At 47.6% G+C, this 24,698-nt stretch carries 18 protein-coding genes; 16 read left to right on the forward strand and 2 right to left on the reverse strand.

The annotated features are described in order from the left end of the window. Positions 1-476: 476 nt before the first annotated feature. The 3 genes from ACN0YH_RS21710 to ACN0YH_RS21720 all read left to right on the forward strand — a co-directional run bounded on the left by ACN0YH_RS21710 (position 477) and on the right by ACN0YH_RS21720 (position 5,512). A complete protein-coding gene (locus ACN0YH_RS21710) occupies positions 477-2,552 on the forward strand; it encodes a diguanylate cyclase (protein ID WP_417381692.1) in 2,076 nt (691 codons plus the stop codon). Positions 2,553-2,812: 260 nt separating this feature from the next. Further along, positions 2,813-3,937, forward strand: a complete 1,125-nt coding sequence (locus ACN0YH_RS21715; protein ID WP_417381693.1) for a hypothetical protein — start codon at positions 2,813-2,815, stop codon at positions 3,935-3,937. Between the two features lie 66 nt (positions 3,938-4,003). Beyond that, the gene (locus tag ACN0YH_RS21720; protein WP_417381694.1) at positions 4,004-5,512 is read left to right on the forward strand and encodes a polysaccharide biosynthesis/export family protein; all 1,509 of its coding nucleotides are present in this window, start codon (positions 4,004-4,006) and stop codon (positions 5,510-5,512) included. A 44-nt stretch (positions 5,513-5,556) separates the two neighbouring features. Here ACN0YH_RS21720 and ACN0YH_RS21725 read toward each other — a convergent pair whose 3' ends face one another. Together ACN0YH_RS21725 and ACN0YH_RS21730 are read right to left on the reverse strand one after the other, a co-directional pair. Then, entirely contained in the window at positions 5,557-6,366 is an 810-nt protein-coding gene (locus tag ACN0YH_RS21725) for a hypothetical protein (RefSeq protein ID WP_417381695.1), read from the reverse strand. A 173-nt stretch (positions 6,367-6,539) separates the two neighbouring features. Then, positions 6,540-6,836, reverse strand: coding sequence for an FmdB family zinc ribbon protein (locus ACN0YH_RS21730; protein ID WP_417381696.1), 297 nt, complete (start codon positions 6,834-6,836; stop codon positions 6,540-6,542). Between the two features lie 584 nt (positions 6,837-7,420). Here ACN0YH_RS21730 and hpf point away from each other — a divergent pair. The 13 genes from hpf to scpB all read left to right on the forward strand — a co-directional run bounded on the left by hpf (position 7,421) and on the right by scpB (position 24,692). Further along, complete coding sequence (gene hpf / locus ACN0YH_RS21735) at positions 7,421-7,795, forward strand: ribosome hibernation-promoting factor, HPF/YfiA family (RefSeq protein WP_417381697.1); 375 nt, start codon at positions 7,421-7,423, stop codon at positions 7,793-7,795. Between the two features lie 190 nt (positions 7,796-7,985). After that, positions 7,986-8,459: a PTS sugar transporter subunit IIA gene (locus ACN0YH_RS21740; RefSeq protein WP_417381698.1), complete on the forward strand. Its 474-nt coding sequence runs from the start codon at positions 7,986-7,988 to the stop codon at positions 8,457-8,459. Between the two features lie 224 nt (positions 8,460-8,683). Beyond that, positions 8,684-8,986, forward strand: a complete 303-nt coding sequence (locus ACN0YH_RS21745; protein ID WP_417381699.1) for an HPr family phosphocarrier protein — start codon at positions 8,684-8,686, stop codon at positions 8,984-8,986. Positions 8,987-9,061: 75 nt separating this feature from the next. Then, positions 9,062-10,825, forward strand: a complete 1,764-nt coding sequence (ptsP, locus tag ACN0YH_RS21750; RefSeq protein WP_417381700.1) for a phosphoenolpyruvate--protein phosphotransferase — start codon at positions 9,062-9,064, stop codon at positions 10,823-10,825. 872 nt (positions 10,826-11,697) lie between these two features. Then, positions 11,698-13,260 (forward strand): Rne/Rng family ribonuclease, encoded by a 1,563-nt coding sequence (locus tag ACN0YH_RS21755; RefSeq protein ID WP_417381701.1) that lies wholly within the window; start codon positions 11,698-11,700, stop codon positions 13,258-13,260. Positions 13,261-13,509: 249 nt separating this feature from the next. Beyond that, complete coding sequence (rplU, locus tag ACN0YH_RS21760) at positions 13,510-13,890, forward strand: 50S ribosomal protein L21 (RefSeq protein ID WP_417381702.1); 381 nt, start codon at positions 13,510-13,512, stop codon at positions 13,888-13,890. 312 nt (positions 13,891-14,202) lie between these two features. Next, positions 14,203-15,369 carry a lipid-A-disaccharide synthase gene (lpxB, locus tag ACN0YH_RS21765; protein ID WP_417381703.1) on the forward strand — a complete coding sequence of 389 codons (1,167 nt, stop codon included), beginning with the start codon at positions 14,203-14,205 and terminating at the stop codon, positions 15,367-15,369. Positions 15,370-15,614: 245 nt separating this feature from the next. Continuing rightward, the gene (locus ACN0YH_RS21770) at positions 15,615-16,661 is read left to right on the forward strand and encodes a Gfo/Idh/MocA family protein (RefSeq protein WP_417381704.1); all 1,047 of its coding nucleotides are present in this window, start codon (positions 15,615-15,617) and stop codon (positions 16,659-16,661) included. A 129-nt stretch (positions 16,662-16,790) separates the two neighbouring features. After that, positions 16,791-17,789 carry a 3'(2'),5'-bisphosphate nucleotidase gene (locus ACN0YH_RS21775; RefSeq protein WP_417381705.1) on the forward strand — a complete coding sequence of 333 codons (999 nt, stop codon included), beginning with the start codon at positions 16,791-16,793 and terminating at the stop codon, positions 17,787-17,789. A 46-nt stretch (positions 17,790-17,835) separates the two neighbouring features. Then, positions 17,836-19,611, forward strand: coding sequence for an SLC13 family permease (locus tag ACN0YH_RS21780; protein WP_417381706.1), 1,776 nt, complete (start codon positions 17,836-17,838; stop codon positions 19,609-19,611). Positions 19,612-19,769: 158 nt separating this feature from the next. Next, positions 19,770-21,734, forward strand: a complete 1,965-nt coding sequence (locus tag ACN0YH_RS21785) for a prolyl oligopeptidase family serine peptidase (RefSeq protein WP_417381707.1) — start codon at positions 19,770-19,772, stop codon at positions 21,732-21,734. Positions 21,735-22,282: 548 nt separating this feature from the next. Beyond that, positions 22,283-23,857, forward strand: a complete 1,575-nt coding sequence (locus tag ACN0YH_RS21790) for a hypothetical protein (RefSeq protein ID WP_417381708.1) — start codon at positions 22,283-22,285, stop codon at positions 23,855-23,857. A gap of 7 nt (positions 23,858-23,864) precedes the next feature. Then, complete coding sequence (gene scpB, locus ACN0YH_RS21795; RefSeq protein ID WP_417381709.1) at positions 23,865-24,692, forward strand: SMC-Scp complex subunit ScpB; 828 nt, start codon at positions 23,865-23,867, stop codon at positions 24,690-24,692. Positions 24,693-24,698 lie beyond the last annotated feature (6 nt).

Genomic DNA, 24,698 nt, shown 5'->3' on the forward strand with positions numbered 1-24,698 from the left:
GCACCCCGGCATTACAGTCGGCACAAACGCCACGAGCACTCCAATCACCCACTCCCCGACAATCGCCCCACTCGGATTTCCTGCATTGAGACAGTGCAGATGATCCCTCCACATGCATGTTGCAATTTGACAACCTGCTTTCGCAACCTAGCTTTAGTTTAGCTGAATAGATTTGATGTATACCCCTGATATCGTTTCCACTTAAAACAGACATCAACATCTGAAACCAGTACACTCTGCCATGTCTCTGTTTTGAAACTGGCTGGTGTAACGAAAGCAGAATGGAACTGCTTACTGTTGTGAAACGCAGATATTTTAAATAGAGATTTTTTTTGATCTACAAAGCACAAGAGTTCCATCAGAACAAATTGTGTTAGAGCTCTGCTCTATATACCAAAGGTCGCAAGATGAACAGCCCCCTCATAGCATCGAACAACCCAATGCCGAGCTCATCCTCGGTTCATGGGAGCTATAATATGGGCTCTTCAAAAATTCTCAGACAGTTGATCTCACTCTCGGAAGACTTCGAAGAATATTCACTGGAGTCGGACAGCAGTGACATGATCGATCAGGTGATTTCGCGGAAACACCTCCGAAAGCTGCTATCAGCGTTGCAGGGGCGTGATGCATCTACACTCTGTCACTCAAGAAGAGTTGCTTTTCTGGCAAAAGGGATCGCTACGAACCTGGGCTGGGAAGGCATCCACCTGAAACGACTCGAAGTGGCCGCCCTGTTGCACGATATCGGAAAAATCGGTGTCCCTGATCATATCATTTTCAAACCAGGGAAATTGACCTCCGATGAAATTGAGTTGATGTCGCATTACCACAACATTGGTATCGATGTCCTGCAAGCCTGCCGAACCGACCATGAAGTATTAACAATCCTGTCGCAAACACGGTTTCACTTCAGCGGTGCCACCAATGGTTATCAATTTATCGGCAGTGAAGTCAACCAGGGAGCCCGCATTCTGGCGATTGCAGACGCTTACGACTCACTGGCGACAGACCAGGTATATCGCAAGGGGAAAAAACATGATGAAATCATGTCGATTCTCATGGAAGCGGCTGGAACCCAGTTTGACGGAAATATTGTCTGTGCACTTTCACGCTGGGAACAGAATGAAAAACAGGACTTCCATGATGCAATACTGGAAGTCAACCGCCTGTTCCAGCCTAAAGAATTTACAGAGCGGGAAGCGCTGGAAGCAAACCTGATCAACAACATTTTCTCTTACCTGTTTCAGATTGAAAGTCTCTACGATGGCTTTTATGTCGTCAATTCTGATTTTCAGTTTGTCCTCGTCAGCCCCGGCCTGGAAAAGCTGGCGGACCTCCGTGCCATTGATATGCTGGGAGAATCTTGGACCAGCAGCAGCCTGCCTCTCAAAAACATGGAAGGCACAAACCTCACTTCAGCCGAATGCTCCATGAACCGGGTGATTGCCAATGGCAAGCCGATGACAACCGAATTCATGCTAGAGCGACCAGGCAGCCGACTGATCAATATCGAAGTACAATCTGTCCCGATGTTTGGCGACGATGGTCGTTTAATTGGTGTTACAGAAATCTTTCGGGACTTGTCCCGAAGCTTGAAACGCCCGAAAGAATACAATGATCTAAAACTGGCTGCCAGCCTGGATGCTTTAACTTCGGTTGCCAACCGGGGCGAACTGGAAACACAGCTGGCAATCATGCTTTCCAGAACACAGAAAGAACAGAATCCGGAACCTTTGAGCCTCATCTTTATCGACGCGGATCATTTCAAAAGCATCAATGACAGCTATGGCCACTCAACAGGTGATGAAGTACTGGTAGAACTGGCGCGATTATTCCAGCATGAAACTTACTCCGGAGAACTGGTGGGCCGTTATGGCGGGGAAGAGTTTGTAATTCTCTGCCCTGAGACGGCACTGGAACATGCGGTCAAAAAAGCAGAACGCTTACGACTGGCTGTTTCTAATCTGAAAATGGAAAATCAGTCGAACATCAGGGTCACTGCTTCATTTGGCGTTGCTCAATATGAGCCTGGTGATTCATTAGAAAGCCTGTTTCATCGTGCTGACAGTGCTTTATACCAGGCGAAAGAAACGGGACGTAATAAAGTCCGTGCTCTCACATGCGAACAGATGAAGTCGGGTGAGATAATTCCTGACGAAGTACCTGAAAAGCCAGATTCCGAAGGCATGAGATTTGAAAGTACATTCAATGCGCTGATCTCGTCTGACTTTATCGTCTATAAGCTTGGTGGTTTCGTAAATGATAATCACGCGCGACTGACTGAAGTCAGTACAAACCGGGCGGTGATGAGACTGGGGAAAGCTGGATTACTTCCATTCTGGGGCAAAACAGATGATCGAAAACCAGTCGAAATCGAAGTGGTATTCGGTTCATCTACCAAAAAATCAAACAGCAACAGACGTCAGACTTCATCTCAGGTTGAAATTGCAACACGCATTACCCCCCTGGGATGGATCAAACAACCTGAAGTGTTTCAACAACGGGCAGGTCGCGTCTTTCGACTGCTGAAAGATTACTTCGCAGCCGAATGATTCTGGCGTCTTTGAGCGGCAGAACCTGCCGATCGGCATCAGACTTTCGCCACAACCCACCTCCCGCAAAAAGACAGGCAGTCCACGCAGACTTTCCGGGATACGCCAACTGAGGCATTTCTTGAATATCCAACGATTGTATCTGTCTTACGCCCTCGGATAACCGGCAAGACACGAAAAACCGTACACAGCGGAATAACCGGATTCCGATAAACCATGCGTATCGATTAACAATTAATCTGCGCACGGTGGTCTCCCTAGTGGCTTTAAAATCATTCATCACACATTCTTTGCTTCCAATATTCCGACGTGAATCCCGGGACGTTTTCTTCGCGTTCCTGATTCTGATTCTATCCGGTTTAAGTGGCTGCGCGCATACGGAATGTGAAGAGGAGGGAATCTGTTCCCCCGCTTATCACCGGGTCAAGAAATGCTTCTTCTTCCATAAAGATAAATGTTCCCCCCACCCTTACCACTCACTGGATGGGTATCAGGCCGATCTCGACAAAATTGTCGTCAAACACGCGGCAAAAAAGTGTGCTCGTGAATCCCTCAAAACGATTTCCTGTAATTGCAAAGACAAACCTTCGAAGGCATTCCGAAAAGGTTATCAACAGGCATATATTGATATCGCTTTAGGCGAATCCGGAGAAGTTCCTCCGGTACCACCTGAGGAGTACTGGGCCGCCCATTACCGGACTCCCGAAGGATATCTGGAAATTCAAGAATGGTTCACCGGATATAAACTGGGAGCAGAGCATGCCCTTTCAGGGGGACGGTATGATTACGACGAAATCGCCACTCCTTATTCTCAATACGATTGGAATCAGCCAGCAGTCGAACACTGGGACCCTGGTACTGCCTATCCTTCTCAAGGCCTGCCAGAAGTTCATTCGGAGCAACAGGCAGCACCTCCAGCTTCAATCATAAATCCCTCGCCCCGCCCGGAGGCTCCTGAACTTAAATTACCCAGGCCATCTGTAAGTCAACCCAGACAACCACGGCAGACTCTTCCGCAGCAACATCATTCCTTGCCGCCACCACCGGCTCTGCCAGGATATTCTGCGCCAGTCAAGCCAGTGCTTCCTCAACCAGAACTTCGCAAGCAACCTCCTGTCACAGCTCCCAAGCCTCCTTCCGTGATGGAGGCACCCACGGTTCGACCGAAAGCTTCTGCCCCCCCAGAGCCTGAAGTACCAGCATACATCAATGATGATCCACCTCCGAGCCCTTATACATTACAGTCGTATCCTTATACACCATTACCTGATACGCCCTCATCGGCAGCTGCTCAAAAGATGCGTCAGATAGAACAAATCAATTACTCGAAGCTGCCGAGTTTTTCGACTACTGAAAAACTGCCCGATTATCGAGACAGACGGTGAGACATCATTTTTCAGTAAACATAAAAATTGTTCCGCAGAAATCAGAGTAAGGAAATGACCGACAGGATGTCGTTAGAATTTAAAGGTTCGATCAGGATGCAAAAGTATCGAAAACTAATGTTTGCATACAAGTGGCACATCTGCTGTGTTCTCTGGTTGTCTGTAATGTTCAATGGCTGCGCTGCATTTCATCCCCTGAAAGGAGTTCCCGCTCAATACCTGCCTACAGAATATAAAGGAGAAATTCGGTCAGGAAAGGAAACCATCGACCTGTCATTGCTGCGTCAACCTGCTCCCAAACATTATCTGTTAGATTCAGGCGACGTATTGGGGGTCTACATTGAGGGTGTTCTGGGGCAGTTTAAAGATGTCCCTCCCGTCCACTTTCCACAGACACAGGAAGTTGCCCCCTCGCTGGGTTACCCGATTCCGATTCGTGAAGATGGTACGATTTCTCTACCACTCATCGGAACCGTCTTTGCCCGTGGGTTGACTCTGACACAACTGGAAGAAACCATTCGTCGCAAATACACGACTGAAAAAAGCATCCTGCGCGAAGGCCGCGATCGTATCCTGATCAGTCTGCAAAAACCGCGATCATATCGTATTCTTGTCATCCGCCAGGAAAACTCCAACGATATTGTCGGAACGACCATTGGTAACCTGAATGTAGGTCGATCAAAACGGGGTACGGGGCGGGTCATCAATCTACCGGCTTATAATAATGACGTGTTACATGCGCTCGCAGAAACAGGAGGCCTGCCCGGGCTGGACGCAGAAAACTCTATATATATCATTCGAGGGGGGGCACATGGGATGAATCAGCCACTGTGTCCACAACCCATCCAGACCGGCACTCATACGTCAGACAACTCTGAATCAGACCAGAAGATTCAGCAGGTATCCGATTCCTACACTCCAATTCCACACTATTCGCCAACGCCCGAAGACCCGGAATTTGAAGTCGGTCAGCCGCTCTACTCCAGTGACGGGAGTTTTTATTCGGGTGACTACATGGCACCGACCATCATTAACGACTCCACTATGCAGCGCTCGGGAATCATCAAAATACCGATCCGCCTGAATCCTGGAGAACAGGTACATCTCACGCGCGATGATATTATTCTACATGATGGCGACGTCGTATTTATTGAGTCACGAGATACGGAAATCTTTTATACCGGCGGCTTACTGGGTGGCGGACAATACACTTTGCCACGTGATTACGATCTGGACATTCTGGGCGCCATTTCGATTGCCCAGGGATCACAAGGAGGCGGAAACAGTAAATCGTCTGGAGGCCCGTCAGCCTTAAATCAGGATGTAACCATCAGCGCAAGTAACGCCATCATTCTAAGACAGTTGCCTAATGGGACACAACTTCCGATCAAAGTAGATCTCTATGAAGCAGTGCGGACTCCCAGCCAGCGTGTTTTAATTCAGCCCGGTGACTACGTCATTCTGCAATACACTAAATCAGAAGCAATTGGTGCATTTATTGAAAGACATTTATTGGAAGGGGCACTGTTTGGACTGGCAGCTTCCAATCTTCAGGGAGGTGGTGGAAACAGATAGCGTCTGTTATCGCTACCTTACTTTCCGATTTCATTCACACCCGGTTATTTCCGGATGACAAACCCCTTGTCAGCATCAGGAACAGCCAGCAACGCCTCACCTGTGTACTGTTTGTTATTCTTTGTATTGCGACCGATCAGCAGCAGCTTGTCATTGACCCGATCGATCCCTAAAGCGCAGTCCAGGTCATATTTGGCTGTAAAGTTGAACTTAACATCTGCCGTGAGTAATTCGGAACCATAGCAACCGAACCACCATTTGTTATCAGCAAAGCACGCCGTCTGGATTCCCAACAACGTATAACCGCTTTTCAAGATATGCTTCTTGATGAATTTAAAGCTGGAATCATATTCATAGAGATAATTCTCGTTTACACCTTTGGGCAAGCCTCCCACGACAAGAAACTTGCCAGCATGGCAGGCAATTCCCCCTGCCCCAAAAGTAACTTCGGGAGTCTGATGCTTGGCTATCAACAGCAGCCTTTCCGCATCATAGACGTATACCCAGGAATCAGCTTTCCCCTCGGGATTATTAAAATCGCCGAAATTCACCGCAACGAAAACTTTTCCTGCATGGTAACAGAGATCCCCATGGTGATTTCCTACAGGTATTTTTACCAGTACTTTTCCAGCAGAGTTGGTTTTCACAAGTTCAGTTGTGAAGCTCCAGAAAATATTTCCCTGCCCGTCAACGCAGAGCCCCTGCAGATGATGGGGATAAGTCCCCTCACACTGAGTATGGGAATAGGCGGGCTTTTCAACAGATACTGCAGATGGTGTCTCTCCCTGAGACGGTGATACCAGTCCCGTAATCATGAATAAACCCAGAATGAAATGCCGATTTTGCGACTTCATAATAACATCCTCCTCAATCACTGTTTTTCTCTGCAAGATGAAAATCGTTGTCCCGCATGTTAAATCTCAATCCCATCGATGGTGAGTTCGCACACATATTAGCATAGCGTCACGTGTACCATGATACTCGGTACAAATGCCTCTAAAGCTGCTACCGTAAAACAAGACATGGTCTAATCTGCAGAAATCAGGTCCGGGCCATCACCTGCTCTTTTTTCATAAGTCCCTTTTGATGACTTCACATATTTGGTAAACCCAAGTTCACCCAGGCGTTTGTCATCATTTATTGTCCGTTTCGCTTCAGCATCCGACCATTTCCCCGAAAAATATGCTGCCGTGATCACTTTCCGGACTGGCTCACCGGTCTCCGGGTGAGTCGTCAATATGGGATCACTCATTCTCTGGATCACTTCAAACCGTTCTCCTGCTGAACCATCCGGGAGAACGACTTCATAAACATAAGTAGGCATAGGCTACTATCTTACCTCTCAATTAAACAGACATAAACGAAAATGTATAAACGTCATTATAACGTAGCACTCTCGGGATAACGAACCAGCAGAATATTTCCAGACAATCAAGCGATTCTATTTTATATTGTGTCCGGTTTTACGGCAGCATCTCCAAGGCTGCCTGGCCCGAATCTAGTAGATTGAAGCCGTTACCGTTAATTGTGATGCTCCAGCTTACCAAATTAAAGTGATTCCATTGAATCAGCCAGTTCAAAATAGAGTTTGTAAGTCTGAGTCAATTCAACCTGTCGAAAGCTTATATTTGTTGAACAGCCGCATTTTCAATCGGGATCTGCACGGCACAAGAACACTCCTTCAAACCAACACCTAGACATAAGAATCCTCATTCCCCAGTAATGAAATCATATCCCATCCGTCAAGAGCGGAAAAGGTACTGATTTTTGAAGGTCAAGCTTCAGAATTAGTGACTGGTATATCTGGACCCGGCCAGCTAGAATCTGTTAGCATCATGAATTGCTGGACTAGGCCAACTCAACACACGTATACACAACGTGGGTATATTTTTTACAGGAGAACAGTCAGTGCAAGTTGCGATTACTTGTCGGCATGGTAGCGTTTCAGATAGTCTTCGCGACTATATTACTGAAAAATCTGAGAAGTTACTGACGTACTTTGAGCGGGTGACTGCAATCCAAATCACTATCGACCAGGGGCAAAATCAGAACCGGGTCGAGATTCTCGTTGATGCAGAGCATAAACATAATTTTGTTGCCCACGCAGAAGGAGAAGAAGTGAAATCAAACTTCCATTCTGCACTAAGTAAGATGGAGCAGCAGATTAAAAAATATAAACAAAAGATTCAGGATCATCGCCGCGATCTCCCTCTGAATGAAATCGCGGAAAACGGATTGGCCGAAGCCGAGGCCGAGGCCGAAGAAGATTCAGAATCAGAATAATTTCTGAACCTCAGCATGTTTTTTACTGAGTGCTGAAGAAAACTCGCTTACAATACTTATAGTGTGACTTGCGGTGTGCAGATTTAAAATTAAATCAGCACCGGGTGTCATAATTTACAACATTAGTTTTGCATATTGACTGCAAACACTGATTTTTTAGCAGATGTAGTTAGTTAGAAGGAAAGAATACATGAAGTTAACAGACTTCGTGGTTTCGGACGCGATCATTCCGGAATTGAATGTCACTACCAAAGAAGAAGCGATCCGTACAATGGTGGCTGGCCTGAAAAACGCTGGCAGCATTTCTTCAGATGATGAGGAAGGTATCGTCTCAGCAATTCTCAAACGGGAAGAATTAGGATCAACGGGAATTGGAAATGGTGTCGCAGTTCCTCATACCAAGCACTCCTCAGTGGAAAATTTAACCGCTGCCGTTGCTTTGTCATCTGATGGCGTTGATTTTGCCAGCCTGGATGGAGAAGACGTCTTCATTCTGTTCCTGCTGATTTCACCCCTGGATCGCCCCGGTGATCATCTACGTGGATTAGAAAATATTTCACGCCACTTGAGAAACCAAAACTTCTGTAAGTTTTTACGTCAGTCCAAAAGCATAGAAGACATTGTAGAACTGTTGAATGAGGCTGACAGTAATCAATTGGATTAAGGTGAGTATTAGTGTTGTCAGGGAAGACCCTGCCCAAAAAGACTGACTATATCCTGCCTAAGTTAACCATATTTCTGATATTCAGAACGCATGCTTCGCTGTGGCTCCTGGTTGATTGAACTAAGTGGAAAGGGGTAATTACGAAATCTCACTGAAAGCAGCGGTCATTATCTCCATGAGAGTAATTTGTTTTCAGGTTGCTTGAGTAGTTATCAGTTAGTGCCATGCAAGAATCTGTTTGCCGTCAGATTGTCACTGTCAAAATGAAACAAGGGCTCCACCTTCGTCCTATTTCAGAAATAGTACGAATCGCCCGTGACTACACTTGCGATTTTAAGATTTCCAATGGGGACCAGACGGGAAATGCCAAGGAGGTCTATGACCTGCTTGAGTTAAGAGCGTTGCCCGAAACTCAACTGGTCCTGGAAGCGAATGGCGACGACGCCAGTAAAATGATGGAAGAAATTGTTCAATTTTTTGATTCCGGGTACAAGAAATTCGAAGAACTGACTGATCTGTCAGAATAACCCCCGTACTATTCGACTGCGTGGTACACCGCCAGTTGCCTGTCTGTTGAAAGCGCCAAATTAGGCTCTGATTGAATGCTTGTTAAACGTGGAATCGCTGTTTCTCCGGGAGTCAATTTCGGCCCCGCACTCATTCTGGGTGCGGAGGATTTTCGCATCCCACGTCAGTTCGTCAGTGTCAATGCCATCGATACCGAAATCGCTCGGCTGAAGTCAGCCCTTGACGCCGTCTGCGAAGAAATCGCAGTAAATGAGAAGCTGGCATCCGACAAATTAGGCGAACAGTACGGCGCGATCTTTGCCGCCCATTTACAGATGGTCAGCTCACCCCGATTGCGGGAAGAGATCGAAACACTCATCCGCGAAAAATGCTATTCACCAGAGCATGCTTCCAGCCGGGTATTCCGACGGTATACCAAACTGGTTCAACACCTCGGTGATAATTATCTGGCTGAACGCGCCAGTGACATCATCGACCTTGAAAAACGGCTTCTGAAACAACTGCTGGGAGAGAAACGCGAAGAACTTTCTAATCTGACAACCCCGATTATTGTCCTTGCCAATAACCTCACTCCCAGCGAGACAGCAGGACTGGCGAAGGAATTTGTCCTGGGCTTTGCCACAGAAGTCGGCGGGAGAACCAGCCATACTTCAATTCTGGCTGGTGCACTGGAAATTCCCGCAGTCGTTGGGTTGGGCGAATTTCTTTCTGATATTTCAGGTGGTGACATGGTCATTGTTGATGGCAACAATGGCGAAGTCATCATCGATCCGGACGAGGAAACCCTCGCCAAATATAAAGATACCGGCGAACGTCAACGATCAATGGCCGCCCGGTTGGCATCCCGCCGAAAAATCCGCTCCGAGACGAAAGATGGCACTCGAATTCATGTCATGGGAAATATTGAATTCCCAAATGAAGTCGAACACTGTGCAGAACGGGGTGCCGATGGAATTGGACTGTATCGAACTGAATTTCTCTACCTTCAATCTAATACGGAACCCACCGAAGAAGTCCACTACGATGCTTATTGCAAAGTAGTACAGGCAGCCCAGAATCGGCCAATTGTCATCAGAACACTCGATCTGGGAGCCGATAAGATTCCCAGGGGATACCGACATCTGGCGAAAGAGGGCATGAATCCTGCGCTGGGCTTAAGAAGCGTCCGATTGAGCCTGCGGGATTTACCGCTTTTCAAAACCCAGCTTCGGGCCATCTTCCGGGCTGCCGTCCACGGTGACGTCCGTATCATGTTTCCCCTGATTTCCACTCTGCTGGAATGGCGACAGGCTAAAATGATCGTCGGGGACGTACTCGAAGACCTCGAGGAGCGGGGAGTCGAATTTAACCCCAATATCCCCATTGGGATGATGGTGGAAGTACCTGCCGCCGCCCTCCTGGCAGAAGAGTTTGCGGAAGAAGTTGACTTTTTTTCCATTGGGACGAACGACTTAATCCAGTATACTCTAGCAGTAGACCGCTCCGACCCTGCAGTCTCACCACTCTACAACTCATCAGATCCTTCGATTTTAAGGCTGATAAAGATGGTCGTAGAGGCAGCACATAAAAAAAATATTCCGGTGACCGTCTGTGGACAGATGAGTTCTGACCTGAAATCGATTCCCCTGCTTGCAGGTTTAGGAATCAGGCAGATCAGTGCCACACCACTGGCAATTCCGGAAGTAAAAGAAGTAATCAGACACCTGACAATCGCTCGGGCAGAGGAAATTGCGGCACACGCGATGACCATCGACGTAGCCCGAGACGTAGAAAGTTATTTAAGAGGAGAACTGTATAAAATCTGCCCTGACCTGTTTGATGAAGAACTGCCACTGTAACCGCCATGTGTCGAAAGCAGCTGGTTTTCCAAATAACGTCAACCTGTCAGTAAGCAACAGATTCCTGATTGATGCCTGCCTTACCGCTGGCATCTCTCACCACATTTATACATTTACAATTTGCCGTTGATTGAAACTGATATTCAATAATTCAGCCAGCGGCCATCCAGCTCACCTCGGTGGTGAGTGGATCGCGTACAAACAAATTCCATCAAGACGAAATGTATTTCAACATCATTTCCTGACCCTGAAATTAAATCGTGTGAGCAGAACAAGGAACAATATTGGAACTTCTCATTACCAACCCTGATATATTTTATCAGTCTGGGGGATTTTCCTGCGTCCAGTTTCTGTTTTCAAAGACAGCATGAGCATACCACCAGACTACCCCCGGGAAATCATTCAAAAGACGGCAAGTGCCGCCTTAAAGGGTTATGCTGCGGCTTTCGTAACACGGTTTCAAAACCAGCAAAGGTCCAAGCAGATCGCAGTTCTGGTCTCACCACATCAGTTATCGATATTCGACTGGCAATTCATGCAACATTGCAGCTTGCCTGAATCGAATATCAAGACTGCCAACAGAGACCAGCCGGATATGTATCTGTTCTTGACTTTTTGTGACTTCACACAGGAAATGATTCGACTCAGCAGTCGCATCACGAAACCTCTTCTTGATTGTGTTCAGCGGGATTTATTCCGCTGCTGCGCAACTCATGTAACGAGGCCTGCCTCCGCTGGAATTTTCCAGCATTTCTGCAGGCAACTGGCCGACTCCACTACAGCACTGATTCCTTCAATGCGTAGCAGGTCCGCCGCCCCCGTGGCTGATGAGGAATACAATTTTCGTCGGGTAACACGACAAAGGGTATTCCATGAAAAAGGAAATGCTGATTAATGTCCTCCAACCGGAGGAAAGCCGAATTGCGATCGTAGAAGATGGCATTCTCGAAGAACTTTACGTTGAACGAAACAGCCTCGAAAACCTGGTAGGAAATATCTACAAGGGAAGGGTTGTTAATATCGAACCCAGCATTCAGGCTGCGTTTGTTGATTTTGGGGTTGGCCGAAATGGCTTCCTGCATGTCAGCGATATTGAGCATCAATATTACAAACACCTCACCGATCAAGGTGACGGTAACGGTAAACCAGGACGCGGACGCAACCAGAAGGGACGCCGCGTTAATGAACGCAGTGTTGCCAACAAACCCCCCATTCAGGAAATCCTGAAACGAGGCAGCGAAGTCCTGGTACAGGTCATCAAAGAAGGGCTTGGGAATAAAGGCCCTACCCTCTCCACTTATATCAGTATTCCCGGACGCTATCTGGTGATAATGCCTGGACTGCAACGGGTTGGTATCAGCCGCAAAATTGCTGACGAAGATGTACGTAAAGAACTGAGAACGATCCTGACTCAACTGGCACCGCCACCGGGTCTCGGATTTATCGTACGTACTGCCGGAATCGACAGAACTGCCGATGACCTCAAACGCGATTTAAACTACCTGCTGCGTCTCTGGGGAACCATCGTAGGTCGTATTAAAAAACTACCAGCTCCCGTCGAGATTTATTCGGAGAGCGATATGATGATCCGCACGATTCGCGACATCTACAACAGCGAGATCGACACGCTCTACATCGACGAACCAACGGCTTATCAGAGAGCCAGAGATTTTATGAAGGTCGTGCTTCCCAAGCACGTCAACCGGATCAAACACTACACTGGCAATGACCCCATTTTTTATAACAGTAAACTGGATGATGAAATCTGCAGCATCCAGAATCGCCATGTTCCCATGAAGGGAGGCGGTTCCATTGTCATCGACCAGACGGAAGCTTTAGTCGCGATTGACGTTAACAGTGGAAACTATCGAGCAGATGATAATGCGGAAAAAACCGCCTTCAAAGTCAACATGAAAGCGGCTGAAGAAATCAGTCGACAAATCAGGTTGCGTGACCTCGGTGGTGTGATCGTGATCGACTTCATCGACATGCGGGAAGAAAAACATCGCCGTTCCGTGGAACGCAAATTAAGAGAACTCGTCAAACGAGATCGTGCCCGCACCAAAGTACTACGCATCAGCCCTTTTGGCCTGATCGAGATGACGCGTCAGCGAATTCGCCCTTCCCTGAGGCGAAGTATGTACGAAGACTGCCCTTCCTGTCGCGGAACTGGTCAGGTGAAAACCGCCGAGAGTATGGCAATCGAAGTCATGCGAACTCTCATGACCACAGTGAATAAGAAAAATATTTCCCGCCTTGTACTGAATGTACATGAAAATGTCGCAAATTATCTCAACAATAAACGGCGGAAAGACATCACCCAACTCGAAGAAACTGCTCAGACCTCAATAATAATAAACGCCCGTACAGATGTAGAGCCAGAACATTTAATGGCGCGATGTTATGACGATATTGGAAATGAAGTAAATTTCTAGGGGTTTCTGACTCGAAATTTCAAAAGTGACACCTTACAATGCCCTGCTCGCTATTCGTGTGATTGGAACAGGTTCTGCGCAAAGCAGATACTGTGAAACGAATTGCCGCAGTAAAGCATAATTGCTTAACTATATACTATCAATGGCATTGCGCGATTGATTCTGAATACAAACCGGATTGACTTTGATACATCAATCCGTCTTCAGCAAATTATTGATCAAAGTGTAAGAAGAAAAGAAGGTTTGAGGATGTTTGTAGTAATCGAAGATGGCAGCCGTCAATATACGATTCAGGAAGGCGATACCCTGACAATCGACTACCGTGCTACAGCAAAAGAAGGCGATCCCATTACTTTTGAAAGCGTGCTGCTCGCCAATGGTGGAGGAGCCAGTTCCATTGGTACTCCCACAATTGAAGGAGCAACCGTGGAAGCAGAAGTCGTTCAGGCAGAGCTCAAAGGTGAAAAACTCGAAATTCAAAAATTTCGACGCCGAAAGAATTCTCGTCGACACACGGGGCACCGCCAGAAATATACCTCAGTTCTGATCAAGACAATCATCGTACCCGGACTGGAAATCGTTGAAGCGGCAGCAGCTGAAGAAACAGAAACCGCAACTGCTGAAGGTTAATCCTTCTGATAGCAGAACTTAGGCTGCTTTCCATCAAGCAGTTGAGTACGACCACACATTGATCACATCAAACAGCTCCCTGATTTACTTTTCAGGGAGCTGTTTTTATTTCCCGCCACCGCTCTGATCATACCCTCAAATTCGGGGTTGACCAAAAACCCTTATTCAACATAACTTTACGAGGTTTGGGGGGGGACTGCACCGTACGATTGAGTGCGGGGATTCGCTGTTGCTCCAAACCAGTCGTCACGAATTGTGCCGAGCCATATTTCTCGACGCGTATCGACTCAAGAATTGAATGAGGATCCTCTGATGCACCTGTTTTTTTCTGTTGGCGAGCCAAGTGGCGATCAGCATACAGCACATCTGATTGAAGAAATTCGCAAACGGAATCCAGATGCTGCCTTTTCTGCATTTGGAGGCCCTGAAATGCAGTCAGCAGGTTGTCACATTGAAGTCAGACTGACTGACTACGCCGTCATGGGTATCTTCAATGTGTTACCGCTCATTTTTAAATTTATTCAGTTGATCAAGCAGGCAGGACAATATCTGGAATCTCACCGTCCTGATGCCGTCATTCTGGTTGATTTTCCGGGATTCAACTGGTGGGTGGCCAGAAAAGCCAAAGCATTGGGGATCCCTGTTTTTTATTACCTCCCCCCTCAACTCTGGGCCTGGGCCCCCTGGCGCATTCGCCGTGTGCGTAAAAACGTAGACTATGTCCTGTCCGGATTGAAATTTGAAAAAGCATGGTATGAATCCAGGGGAGTGAAAGTCGACTACATCGGACACCCGTTTTTTGATGAAGTTGCGTCAAAAGAGCTGGACAACAACATTCTGAGTGAACTGAAACAATCAGAGAAAAAGGTAGGGGTGCTGCCAGGCTCACGTACCAGTGAAGTATCGCGCAACTTTCCTTTCATGCTACAAATAATCAGTCAACTCTCTGACCAACATCCGGATGTTGCATTTCCTGTCGCCTGTTACAAGGAATCCCACCTTAAACTCTGCGACCAGTTCATTCAGGAAGCAAAACTCGGGCACTTACCAATTCAGCTCTATCTCAAAAAAACCTCTGAAATCATCGAATCCGCTGATTGTTGTCTGATGGTATCAGGCTCTGTGAGCCTGGAATTACTGGCCAGAAAAACTCCGGCTGTCGTTATCTACCGCAGCCATTGGGGAATGTACTTCATGGCACACTTACTCATCACCTGTAAGTACATGTCGCTGCCGAATCTGATAGCGGATAGAGAACTTATGCCCGAATTCCCTTCTGTGGGATCGCCAGTCAAGGATGTGGCGAAAATAACAACCATCTTAGGTGACTGGCTCAGGACTCCACTCTCACTGGAAAGAGCCCGGCATAAACTCTCTTCTCTTTATGATGAAACCGTAATTCCTGGAGCATCAGCCCAGGCTGCAGTGGCAATCTTGAACAAGATTGAGACCCCACCTCAACAGAAATCAGCAGCCTAGTATACATTCTAACAATACCCCCGCTGCGATTTAATGAGAAATCAGGAACAAAACGACCATTTTCCCCTTAGAATTTGGGGAACCTTTAATTGTTTGTTTTGTGTGAATGGTCCTCCAGAATTCAGCTCGTTAGAATCGTCGAATACGTTGAAACAGGTAAACCACAAGTAAAACTGTGATTCTGGTCAGCGGAATATTTTTCACTTCGAAACACGCATTTTGGATCATCGGGACTACGTACACTAATGGGTAAAAAAACGATCCGTATCGGAATTGTGGGTGCAGGGGCCAATACAAAATCCCGCCATATTCCTGGATTTCAAGCGATTGAGGATGTCGAAATTTGTGGAGTGGTTAACTCGACTCCTGCATCGACCGAAAAAGTGGCTCGCAAATATGCGATCCCCCAAACTTACTCACATTGGAAAGAACTGGTTGAAGATCCGGAAATTGACGCCGTGATGATCGGAACCTGGCCAGATCTGCACTGTGAAATTACTTGCATGGCTCTGGAAGCAGGGAAGCATGTTCTGACAGAAGCCAGAATGGCACGAAATCTAGCCGAAGCAAAACAGATGCTTCAGGTTTCACAGGCAAGACCCGACCTGATCGCCCAGGTTGTTCCCAGCCCATTTGGCCTCAAATACAATCCGGAAGTCATTAAGCTGATCACCCAGAAATATCTGGGGGCTTTAAGAGAAGTAGTGGTACTGGGGGCTGACGACTCGTTCTGGGACTACAGCAAAAAATTGCATTGGCGTCAGGACAAAGAAATCAGTGGAAACAATGTGCTCACGATGGGAATCCTGCATGAGACTCTCAGTCGTTGGGTTCCTCCTGCTGAGCGCGTCTTCGCACAAAGCTCAATTTTTGAACCACAGCGCCCCTCACCGAAGAGGCCCGGTTATGCTGATGTGACCATCCCAGACAGCCTGCAGATCGTCACCAGGCTCCAGGGCGGAGCCAATGCCATGTATCACCTCAGTGGTTCAATCCTGTTTGGCCCGGGACTGCAGATTCACCTTTACGGCAGCCATGGCACAATTAAGGTCCATTTCACTCCGGAAGAGAAAATCTTCGTAGGGCATATGGGTGAGACTGAATTAAAAGAAATTCAGGTTCCTCAGGCAGACCAGGGTGGTTGGCGCGTAGAAGCAGAGTTTATCGGGGCGATTCGCGGCGAAGAAATCGTACACCATACAGACTTTGCCTCAGGTGTGAAATATATGGAATTTACAGAAGCGGTCGCTCTAAGCTGTGAAAAAAATCAACCGGTGGCACTGCCACTGTAAGACCGGCTGACTATGATATGTCGACAGGTACTTGCCGGCTTTCACTTTCCCAGACTGATACAGCAGGGCCGGCAGCCTTTTGAAATTCCTGTATAAGGTAAGCATACAGATCGAAGAATCGCAAGAAACATGACGAAACCATACCAGAGGGAATTAGAAATAGCCCTCGCTGCCGTCAAACAGGCTTCCGTTATTTGTCGCTCTGTTCAATCAGCGATCACAGATGAAGTCCTGGAAAAGAAAGACAAAAGTCCGGTCACAATCGCTGACTTCAGCAGCCAGGCAGTGATCTGCCGAGAGCTGCTGCAAGAATTTCCTGCAGACCCCGTCATCGGCGAAGAAGATGCCGCTGAATTGAAAGAGTCCGAAAACCAGGAGTTTCTGGAAAAAATCGTCTCTGAACTCTCGTTAGCAGGTGTTCCTGATACAACTCCGGAACAAGTCTGTTCATGGATCGATCATGGCGGAGCAAAAACATATAGCGATCGTTTCTGGACACTCGATCCGATTGATGGCACGAAAGGTTTTCTGCGAAAAGAGCAATATGCCGTTTCTCTGGCACTGATCGTTGACGGTAAAATTGTCGTCGGTGTTTTAGGTTGCCCTAACCTCCCCTGTCCCGAAAACAGCTCAGCCACGGGTACGGTTTATTATGCAGTCGCAGGCCAGGGTGCATTTGCCATGCCTCTTGAACAGGGCAGTCTTCAGAGTTCATCCCCCATTCATGTGACAACGACACAAGACTTCTCCGAGTCTCGATTTTGTGAGTCTGTCGAGTCCGGGCATAGCTCTCATGGACATTCCCAACAGATCGCAGATCAACTGGGGATTAAGAAAGACCCCAGGCGGCTCGACAGCCAGGCAAAGTACGCCATTGTGGGACAAGGGGAAGCTGACATTTACATGCGACTACCGACGCGTGCCGGGTATCGTGAAAAGATCTGGGATCATGCTGCAGGTGTTTTACTGGTTGAGGAAGCAGGGGGAACCGTGACGGACATCCACGGAAATTCGCTTGAATTTAACCAGGGTTATGAACTCGCTAACAATCAGGGTGTCATAGTCACAAATGGTCTGTTACACCCAAAACTGATCCAGACGTTGAACGAACTGGGAATCAACCAATAGTGAAACTCAATTTGACACATCTTTTGATTATGAATTATTGACCAACATGGACTGGCATATTGTAGTTACGTTTCTGGTTTTGGGTGGCGTGATCTGCTCCCTGACGTTTCTGCGTGCCGGTGCCGACACCATCTTGATGGGGGGGCTCACCATCCTGGTCGTTACGGGGGTGATCCAGGCAGACGATGCTATCGCCGGATTTGCCAATGAAGGTCTGATTGCCGTTGCCTTTCTTTTCGTCGTCAGCGAAGGAATCAGGCAGACAGGCGGATTTGCCTTCACCGGACAACAAATGCTGGGACGTCCCAAATCTTTGACGGATGCCCAGGCCCGGGTCATGCTCCCTTCAGCAGTTCTGAGCGCCTTCCTCAACAACACCCCCGTCGTCGCTATGATGATGCCCATCATTTCCGACTGGGCCAAGAAAATGCGGATTTCGGTATCTCACCTGATGCTGCCTTTGAGTTACGCCGCAATTCTGGGAGGGCTGTGTACTCTGGTTGGTACCAGTACAACACTGGTCGTGGATGGCTTGCTGCAAGACCAGGCGCATCGCCCCGGGCTATCGATGTTTGAAATCGCCTGGGTTGGCGTCCCCATTATGATCGTTGGCTTGATCTATCTGCTGGTTTTTTCTCGCTGGCTCCTGCCCGAGCGCAAACCGGCAATCACTCCCATGGACGATCCCCGTGAATATACCGTGGAGATGATTGTTGAACCAGGCTGCCCCCTGATTGGCAAAACGATCGAACAGGCGGGACTGCGCCATCTGCCGGGAATGTACCTGATGGAAATCGACCGGAAGGACGACGTTATTGCAGCGGTCTCCTCCAACGAGCGACTGGCCGCCAATGACCAGTTGGTATTCGTGGGAATTGTGGAATCAGTCATCGATCTTCAGAAAATCCCGGGACTCAAGCCTGCCACCGATCAGCTGTTTAAACTCTCAGGACCTCGCTCTGAACGTTGTCTTATCGAAGCGGTTGTCTCCGACAGCTTTCGATTCATCAACATGTCAATTCGCACAGCCAAATTCCGTTCTAATTACAATGCAGCAGTCATTGCCGTGGCCCGTAATGGACAGCGAATCAATAAAAAAATCGGCGATATTGAACTCCAGCGCGGCGATACGCTTTTGATCGAAGCACATCCTTCCTTTATTGATCAGCAGAGAAATTCCCGTGAATTCTTTCTGGTGAGCCAGGTAGAAGATTCCACTCCTCCGCGGCATGAACGTGCCTGGATTGCCCGTACGATTTTACTGGCCATGATCCTGATGGTTGCGATTGCAAACATCAAGATGATCGTCGCTGCCATGGTTGCTGCCGGACTGATGACTGCCACACGCTGCTGTAGTGCGACCGAAGCGAAGCGGTCCATCGACTGGGGCGTTTTAATCACGATCGCAGCTGGCCTGGGGATCGGGCGGGCTATTGAGAATTCCGGAGCAGCCTCTTTAATTGCATCCAGTTTTACAGGCATGGCCAATAACAGTCCGGTGATCGTGCTGGCCATTCTGTCATTGATCACCCTGGTACTTACTAACCTGATCACGGCGAAAGCGACAGCAACTTTAATCTTCCCAATCGCCATTGCCGCGGCTGCAACTTTGAATGTTGATGTGATGCCCTTTGTCATTACCATCACAATTTCCGCAGCAGCCTGCTTTGCGACTCCAATTGGTTATCAGACTAATCTGATGGTTTTCGGTCCCGGTGGATATAAATACGCCGACTACCTTCGCATTGGAGGCCCCTTGACTTTGATCGTCTGGCTGATGACTGTGATCATTGTACCTCTTGCCTGGCCCTTCAATCCGTGATACTGTAATTGATGGTTTTATTCACGTCTGAAAGATGCATCACCTGATTTAAAATCCTTCGGCAAAGGGTTCGCTCTTAAGAACGTGAAAAATCATTCAGTGAGTCTGGTCCAGCCTCCAGGCATGATCTCGTTTCCCTTATTTTTCAGGGTTTAAATATGAATCGCCTCTTCATTTCTCCTGCCATTTGCATACTGATTTTCTGGGCTTTATTGTCCCCAAATCCAGGCGAGCTACTGGCTCAGACCCCCAGCCCCAAAGATCAGGCCCAGCTTGAGAAACAGCTGGAAACGCTTCAGAATCAGATCAGCGAACTGAAAAAGAATCCCAAGATCAAACAGAATCTCCTGGCGGATGTTGAAGTGTATGCCAAGGCGGCTGAATGGATTTTACGGCATAATGAATTTTACAAACCACAATATGTCAAAGATACTTTTCAGGTTTTGAAAACAGGACAGCAAAGAGCAGAACAACTCAAAGCAGGAAAACCCGAATGGACTGAGCAGACTGGTACTGTCATTTTTGGATACTATTCCAAGATCGACGGTTCCGTGCAGCCTTATGCACTAACTTTCCCTGCAGACTATCAAGAAAAAACCAGTCATCGCTGGCCACTACATGTCGAACTGCATGGCCGCGGTGGTAAACGCAACGAAGTATTTTTCATCGCACATCCTAACGGAAAAGGTCCCCGGAAAAATCATGACTGGTTACATCTGGATCCATTTGGCCGTACTGATAACGGCTGGAGATGGAGTGGAGAAGTAGACGTCCATGAAGCCATCGCAGACGTTAAGAGAAGATACCTGGTTGACAAGCGACGGATTACACTACGCGGCTTCTCAATGGGAGGTGCTGGCACCTGGCACATCGGCCTGCATTATCCTTCACTCTGGAGTGGCGTGGGTCCCGGGGCGGGTTTTGTCGACTTCTATCAATATCAGAACTACAAAGACAAGCTCCCCCATTATCAGCACAAGACACTGCATATCTACGATTCGATTGACTATGCACTCAATGCAGCGAATGTGCCAGTTGTGACTTACGGTGGCGGAAAAGATAAACAACTGGTTTCCAGTACCAGAATGGTTGAGAAAGCAAAAACAGAAGATATTGAAATCCCCCTGTTTATCAGCCCTGAAGCAGCACACCAGTCTCGCATGCCCGCTTATCAGGACTTCCTGTCCAAACTGTTAGAACACTCAAAGGAAGGGCGTCCTGCCTGGCCTGGTAAAAAACAGATTCGATTTATTACCTATACACCCAAATTTAATGAATGCGAATGGGTCACGATCGAAGAGCTTGATGAAATGTATGAGCCAACCCTGGTCGAAGGCGGCCTGGATGAAGAATCAGGCAATCTGATTCTGACAACCGAGAATGTTGCTGCACTTTCAATCGCTCGAAATATTGCACCCAAGGTGGAACTCGATGGAAATCTGCTGCCACTCGAATCAGCGGCCAATGGCCTGCTGCCACAGGTCTATTTTATCAAGGGTAACAATGGCTGGGATGTTTTGAAGTATGAAGATTCGAAAACGTTCATCGAAAACCCCAACCAGAGAAAACGTCACAATCTGCAAGGGCCCATCGATGATGCCTTTACCCTTCCCTTTGTGTGTGTTCAAGGAGCCGGCACACCATGGACTCCGCCACTGAATGAGTGGTCTGCATCTGTTTTATCACTCTTTGAAAAAGAATTTGACAAATGGCTGAGAGCCAAAGTTCCAGTGATCAAGGATACTGGCGTTACTGATCAGATCATTGCAGATAAAAATTTGATCTTGTTTGGTGACCCGGGCTCAAATGCGATGATTGCAAAAGTACTGGAAGACCTGCCTGTCGAATGGACCAAAGATCAAATTACGGTGAATGGCCAAAAGTATGATACACAAAATCATGGGCTTGCTCTGATCTATCCAAACCCATTAAATCCTAATCGCTATGTGGTCATCAATTCAGGCCACACAATGCATGAAAAAGATTTTCTGGCTTCCAACTCCTGGCTCTTCCCTAAACTGGGAGATATTGCCGTCGTTCAATTTAAAAAACAAAATGATGGTACATTTAAAAATGAAACCGTCTGGGCAGAATTATTCGACAGCAATTGGGAATTACCCTGAACTAGAATATTGCGTTGGTCATACTGCTGGAAATAGGGTCCTGTATTTCGAAACGGAGACGAATCGGACTGCCTTGATCACCAACAACTGCGTCCACACAAAATAAATCATTTGAAAACACCAGGAGGTAATCCCTTCCCTTTGACGCCGCGAAGCATTCGCTGTAATCCATTACTATTAGGAGACTTATAACTCCCCACCAATCTAACTCATCCCTCAGACTGCCTGCAAATTGAGCCAGGCAGTTCTATCCTCCCGGTTCTGATCGCCTGAATCTTGAATCGATCTTGCTTCATTTTATGATTTTTCATAAAACGCGTGTCCTGTCATTTCAGATACTCGTTATAGAATCAGCCTCGACCTGATTCTCCAATCCCTTTCAACTGATTCAATGTTTGGCACAAGTACAGTGCTCCTCCATTAATTGAGCCCTTTACCCCAATGATCCGGGCAACGAAATGAAGTATTTCCGGCTCAGCATGGTCTTCCCTGCTGTTTTCATCTTATTATCACTCAATGGCTGCAGTTCTGCCCCAGGCAAACAGACTATGGCCTGGAAAGCTCCCACTGCGCCATGGAACTGGGGAAAGTCACTTTCAGCAAAGCCAAAAAACAATAAAAACGAAGATACAGAAGAAGCCGTAGCTGCCGCTGATCAAGCTGAGGAAACCAGGTCAGACATTGAAAAAGAAGTTGCTTCCGAAGACCAGACACCAGTTAAAGTCACTACCCATAACGCGGAACTACTTGCCTACATGCATGAAGAACTGAAGGATGCTTCTCCTCAGGAACGAACTCAATATCTGAGTAGTTTCAAAGGAGTCGATCCGGAAATGATCAAAAATATTCTCCGCACACGGAGAATGGTAAACAGCATGCAGCAGGAGCAGCTTGCCAAGAACGATACTGGTTCCATTTCACAGGTTTCCCTCCCGGGACTGGGGCACAGTGAGCCGGGTAATTCTGAAGCACCTGTAATCCAGGCCAGTATTCAACAGCCGCCGCCAGGACAGATTCCACCGGGTGAGAACCAGCAGTTAATGTCATCCAATCCAGTCCAGCTTGGAAACCTGGAAGGGATCGGACCCGATCCAGAAAATGGGCTCCCCGCCATTGGATCAACTCAATCTCAACCGTATTCCACTTCGCAGACAATCAGTCAGGGACTCAACCATATTCCTGTTGTAGGAACTTTAAAAAACCGATTGTCTACAGCATTTCAACAGGGTACTTCCGCATTACAAAGTGGAATCTCTCGCACGAGCACTGCGATCATCGGTCAGCAGGAAAATATCCCTCAAACACTCCCCTCTAATAATTTACAATTGCAACCTGTTGCACCTCAAACAGCCGAACTGGCTACACCACCTGGTTATGCTGACACAAATCCATCCAACCTGTCATCAACAGATCAATTACAGCAGCTGATCTCTGTTGCCGAAGCAGAAATTTCTCAGCTTCAAACAGGTTCTACTCCGGCAGAGAAACAGCATTTTATTGAACGGCATGTGTATCTTCGTATGCTGTACCTGATGGCAAATCAGCACGAACGCGCATTGGAGGCAATCCCGGGAATTGATCCAGCTGATCAGGAATTCTGGCAACAGACGTTCTGGGCGGTTGCAAACTATTTTGACCAGGAAGCCATTCCCGACCAGGCTGATCGGGCGACACAAACGGTGACGCAACTACGCCAGGCGACCGCGAGACTTCAGGAAAAAGCCAACCTCTCCCTCAAAAATGTAGCCTTCTGCCATAAGATTAAGAGCTTCGGAAGTTATGAACGCTTCGAACGTGATGAATACACACCAGGACGTCCGGTACTTGTGTATTCTGAGATTGAAAACTTCACCAGCGAACTGACCGCCGATGGAATGTATCGCACTCTGCTCAAATCAAAAATTCAAATTTTTAAAGCGGGCAGCAATGGAGACCTGGTTGCAGAGATCCCTTTCGACACTACCGAAGATCTCTGCCGCAATGTTCGCAAAGATTACTTTCACAGTTACAAGTTTGAAATCCCAAGAAACATTTCGCTGGGACCACATATCATGAAACTGACCGTGGAAGACGAAATCAGTCAGAAAGTGGCGACTTATACTCAAAACTTTACGGTGCGGTAGACCATCAATGCTACATCACTACTCGCTTCGCAATGATCCCTCCCACAGAGACAGAACGATATCCGCGTCTGCCAGTCTCGCCAGTACCTCTCAGAGGGGCGATGACAATGCTTTTCGCTGGAATTTCTTCATTCGCTCGTTGCAGGATAACCAGCTGCAGTTTAACTCAGGCCCGGAAGTAGAAACCCGGCGAACGTTAAAAATGGCGAAGGTAGAAGCAGTACTTTTCGTAGCGGAAAGTGCACTTTCAACAAGGAAGATTGCACAACTGGCCACTCTCGCAAATGCCAGTGAGGCGAAAGAACTGATTGACCAGATCAATGCGGCGCTCGAAGTGACAAACTCCGCATTTCACATCAAACGCGTTGCCACCGGTTACCAGATGATGACACAGCCGCAATTCTCCTTCTGGCTCAATAAACTTCATCAAAGACAGGCCGCACTCAAACTCTCGGCCCCTGCCATGGAAACCCTGGCAATTGTTGTCTACCGACAACCCGTTACCCGAGCCGACATTGAATCAATCCGGGGAGTGCAGAGTGCGGAAATGTTAAAGCAGTTGATGGATCGTGGACTGGTTAGAATCGGTGGAAAAGATGACTCCCTCGGTCGACCATTTCTTTATGAGTCGACACGAAAATTCCTGGAAATCTTTGGCCTGAAAAATCTGGATGATTTACCCATGGGTGAATCACTTCGCATCAGGCCGGAAAAGCCGGAGCCGGCAGACGATGCTACCGAAGAAGAAATGGACCTGGAATCAGCTGCAGAAGAAGACACGGATGAGAGTGAGCCGCAGGAAATCACCGAAGATGAAGATCTTTCTGCGGCGTGAAGTTTA

Source organism: Gimesia sp. (assembly GCF_048262075.1).
Taxonomy (GTDB): Bacteria; Planctomycetota; Planctomycetia; order Planctomycetales; family Planctomycetaceae; genus Gimesia.

Coding starts and splice junctions, on each gene's coding strand:
- ACN0YH_RS21710 (WP_417381692.1), top strand. CDS start 477: ATGGGCTCTTCAAAAATTCTCAGACAGTTGATCTCACTCTCGGAAGAC.
- ACN0YH_RS21720 (WP_417381694.1), top strand. CDS start 4,004: ATGTCGTTAGAATTTAAAGGTTCGATCAGGATGCAAAAGTATCGAAAA.
- ACN0YH_RS21725 (WP_417381695.1), bottom strand. CDS start 6,366: ATGAAGTCGCAAAATCGGCATTTCATTCTGGGTTTATTCATGATTACG.
- ACN0YH_RS21730 (WP_417381696.1), bottom strand. CDS start 6,836: ATGCCTACTTATGTTTATGAAGTCGTTCTCCCGGATGGTTCAGCAGGA.
- ACN0YH_RS21740 (WP_417381698.1), top strand. CDS start 7,986: ATGAAGTTAACAGACTTCGTGGTTTCGGACGCGATCATTCCGGAATTG.
- ACN0YH_RS21745 (WP_417381699.1), top strand. CDS start 8,684: ATGCAAGAATCTGTTTGCCGTCAGATTGTCACTGTCAAAATGAAACAA.
- ptsP (WP_417381700.1), top strand. CDS start 9,062: ATGCTTGTTAAACGTGGAATCGCTGTTTCTCCGGGAGTCAATTTCGGC.
- ACN0YH_RS21755 (WP_417381701.1), top strand. CDS start 11,698: ATGAAAAAGGAAATGCTGATTAATGTCCTCCAACCGGAGGAAAGCCGA.
- rplU (WP_417381702.1), top strand. CDS start 13,510: ATGTTTGTAGTAATCGAAGATGGCAGCCGTCAATATACGATTCAGGAA.
- lpxB (WP_417381703.1), top strand. CDS start 14,203: ATGCACCTGTTTTTTTCTGTTGGCGAGCCAAGTGGCGATCAGCATACA.
- ACN0YH_RS21770 (WP_417381704.1), top strand. CDS start 15,615: ATGGGTAAAAAAACGATCCGTATCGGAATTGTGGGTGCAGGGGCCAAT.
- ACN0YH_RS21775 (WP_417381705.1), top strand. CDS start 16,791: ATGACGAAACCATACCAGAGGGAATTAGAAATAGCCCTCGCTGCCGTC.
- ACN0YH_RS21780 (WP_417381706.1), top strand. CDS start 17,836: ATGGACTGGCATATTGTAGTTACGTTTCTGGTTTTGGGTGGCGTGATC.
- ACN0YH_RS21785 (WP_417381707.1), top strand. CDS start 19,770: ATGAATCGCCTCTTCATTTCTCCTGCCATTTGCATACTGATTTTCTGG.
- ACN0YH_RS21790 (WP_417381708.1), top strand. CDS start 22,283: ATGGCCTGGAAAGCTCCCACTGCGCCATGGAACTGGGGAAAGTCACTT.
- scpB (WP_417381709.1), top strand. CDS start 23,865: ATGCTACATCACTACTCGCTTCGCAATGATCCCTCCCACAGAGACAGA.